The 2,762-nt window shown below is 63.6% G+C and carries 2 protein-coding genes; both read right to left on the bottom strand.

Annotation, left to right across the window (positions count from 1 at the left end; all coding sequences use genetic code 11):
- Positions 1-82: 82 nt before the first annotated feature.
- Positions 83-1,849: a metal ABC transporter solute-binding protein, Zn/Mn family gene (locus HMPREF3053_RS00015; protein ID WP_222865187.1), complete on the bottom strand. Its 1,767-nt coding sequence runs from the start codon at positions 1,847-1,849 to the stop codon at positions 83-85.
- Positions 1,846-2,655 carry a metal ABC transporter ATP-binding protein gene (locus HMPREF3053_RS00010; RefSeq protein ID WP_070767074.1) on the bottom strand — a complete coding sequence of 270 codons (810 nt, stop codon included), beginning with the start codon at positions 2,653-2,655 and terminating at the stop codon, positions 1,846-1,848. The genes HMPREF3053_RS00015 and HMPREF3053_RS00010 overlap by 4 nt, the downstream gene beginning before the upstream one ends.
- Positions 2,656-2,762 lie beyond the last annotated feature (107 nt).

Here is a 2,762-nt window from a genome sequence, read left to right as displayed (position 1 = left end):
TCCCCATTATCGGGGACACTCACAAGGTAACGGGAATGCGACCGGGGAAGCCCAACGCATGTGGGCCTCGAGCATTCGCGTTTTAGCGCTTCAGCCCCGCGATCATGGTCTTCAAGTTGCTGCGCAGGAAATCCTCGTAGGTTCCCGCGACCGTGCCCGGCTTGCCGAGCTCATCGGAGTGCAGTGGCTCGTCGAAGATCGGAATCCCGGCCTCCTTCGAGACGGTCTTCATGGGGCGCGTATCCACGTTCGACTCCACGAACAGGTGCTTCGGGCGCTTGTCCTTCAGCTGGCGCACGAGGTGTCCGATCTGCGCGGGGGAGCCGTTTTCATCCGTGTCGATCTGCCAGATATACAGCTGCTCCATGCCGTAGGTGTCGACCATGTATTGGAAGGCATGTTCACTGGCCACGAGCACACGATCCTCCTTCGGCAGCGCACCGATCTGCTCGCGGTAGTCGGCGTCGATGCTCTCCAGCATGGCCTTGTACTCCGCCCCCTTCTCCTCGATGTGCTCGGCACGCTCGGGCAGGGCCTCGGCCAGCGCCGCGGTCACGTTCTCGGCCATCGCGATGCCGACGGTCGGGTCCAGGAAGGCGTGCGGGTTGATCTCCTGATTGCCCTTTTCGTCCTTGAGGTACTTCGGTTCCACGCCCTTGGTGGCCTCGACCATCTGGGAATCGTCCAGGCCCGCGGTGTTTTTCAGTTTCGCGAGCCAGCCGTGCTCACCGCCCTCGAGGTTCAGCCCGTTGTAGAACAGCAGGTCGGCGTCGCTCGTCGCATCCAGGTCCGCGGGCAGGGGGTCGTAGTCGTGCGGGTCCGTGCCGGTCGGCACGAGGTTATGGACGTCCACCGCCTCGCCGCCGATCTCCTCCACCAGGTCCGCCAGCAGCGTGAAGGTGGTGACGACGTTCAGCTGCTCACCGTCTGCCTTCTCCTCCGTTGAGAAGGTCACGGCCCCGAACACGAGGGCACCGCCCACCAGGAGGGCCAACAGCGCGGCCAGTGGCTTATTGCCCAGCGAGCGAGCAATCAGTCCCTTGCCTGGCGCGAAGAGGAAAGCCAGCAGGAACAGCGCGCTGGCGGTCAGCACGATCGTCACGCCGGAGGACACGTTGTAGCTATAGCTCAGGAACAGCCCCACTACGGAGCTGAGCGCCGAGATCGCCACTGAAAGCCCGATCATCACTCCCAGCCGGTTCGTCAGCAGGTACGCCGCCGACGCCGGAGTGATCAGCAGGGAGACCACCAGGATCACGCCCACCGTCTGCAGGGAAATGACCGTCACCAGCGTGAGCACCACCATCAGCCCGTAGTGGATTGCCCGCACGGGCACGCCAGCCGACTGCGCCATGACGGGGTCGAAGGTGCTGAGCTTGAGCTCCTTGTAAAAGACCAGCGTGAGAATCAGCACGGCAGCGGCAATACCGATCGAGAGGTTGCGGTCGGCGTCCTGAACGGTCAGGACGTTGCCGAAGAGGATCTCCGTCAGATCCGTCGCCGTCTGCGCTTTCGCCATGAGCAGCACGCCGATCGCGAAGAAGGTGGAAAAGACGATGCCGATCGCCGAATCGTTCTTCACAGTGGAGCGTTCGCTGATCAGCCCGATCGCCAGTGTGGCGAGTAGACCCGCGACCACCGCCCCGAGGAAGAGGTTCGTGCCGAGCAGGTAGGAGGCCGCGACCCCCGGTAGTACGGCGTGCGAGATGGCGTCGCCGATCAGGGCCATGCCGCGCAGCACGATGAAGCTGCCGACGATGCCGCAGGCCACGCCCACGATCACCGAGGTGATCAGCGCTTTTTGCAGGTAGCCGTGGCTGAGTAGTGAGTCGAGGAACTCCGCGATCATGCTGTCTCCTCCTGGAGGGCTGCCTGCCGTGGCGTGGGGTGGGCTGGTGCTGACGGCTCGCGGATGACGAGCGCGCCGAAGGCCTTCTGCAGCACGTCGGGGACGAAGACCTCCTCGGTGGGACCCGCCGCGACGAGCTCGCCGTTGAGGACGATGAGGTCGTTGTAGTAGCCGCGCACCGTGTTCATGTCGTGGTGCACGACGACGACGTGCTTGCCCGCGTCCGCCATCTGCCGCAGCAGGGTCACGATCGTCTTCTCGCTGGGGACGTCGATGCCGACGAAGGGCTCGTCCAGGAAGATGTACTCCGCGTCCTGGACGATGGCGCGGGCAAAGAGGACGCGCTGGAACTGTCCGCCCGAGAGTTCGCTGATGTGGCGGTGGCGAAAGTCCCACATGTCGACGTCCTTGAGAGCCTGGGTGGCTGCTTCGCGTTCGGCCTTGCCGGGGCGGTGGAAAAGACCCAGGCGCGGGTAAGTGCCCATCAGGACGGTGTCGAAGACGCTGGTGGGGAAGTTGCGGTCGAGGTCAGAGCGCTGCTCGATATAAGCGATTGCGCGGCGCTGCTCGGCGGGGGCCTTGCCGTCGAGGGTGACGGGGTAGCCGGCAGGGGCGTCGGTGGGGCCTGTGCCGTGGACGTTGTGTTTGTCCAGGATCTGGAGCATCGCCTTCATGAGGGTGGATTTGCCTGAGCCGTTGGGGCCGATGATGCCGTGCATGCCGGGGGAGTCGAGGGTGAAGCTGATGTTCCGAATCGCGGTGTTCGCGCCGTAGCTCACGCTCAAGTTCTGGACGCTAATACTCATGGCAGCCAAGAATAGTGGTCAGTTCAATGAATCACCAAGTTCAATGTATTGACCTTTGGGGTGGGGTGGTGTTGGGGGGGTGTCCCTATGTTTTTGTCAAGTGCCAG

This window comes from Corynebacterium sp. HMSC064E07, from assembly GCF_001815745.1.
GTDB classification, from domain to species: Bacteria; Actinomycetota; Actinomycetes; order Mycobacteriales; family Mycobacteriaceae; genus Corynebacterium; species Corynebacterium jeikeium_D.
This window is presented reverse-complemented; position numbering and strand designations above follow the sequence as displayed.

Excerpts from the sequence above, each read along its gene's own strand:
- HMPREF3053_RS00010 (WP_070767074.1), bottom strand. The coding sequence starts at position 2,655 with ATGAGTATTAGCGTCCAGAACTTGAGCGTGAGCTACGGCGCGAACACC.
- HMPREF3053_RS00015 (WP_222865187.1), bottom strand. The coding sequence starts at position 1,849 with ATGATCGCGGAGTTCCTCGACTCACTACTCAGCCACGGCTACCTGCAA.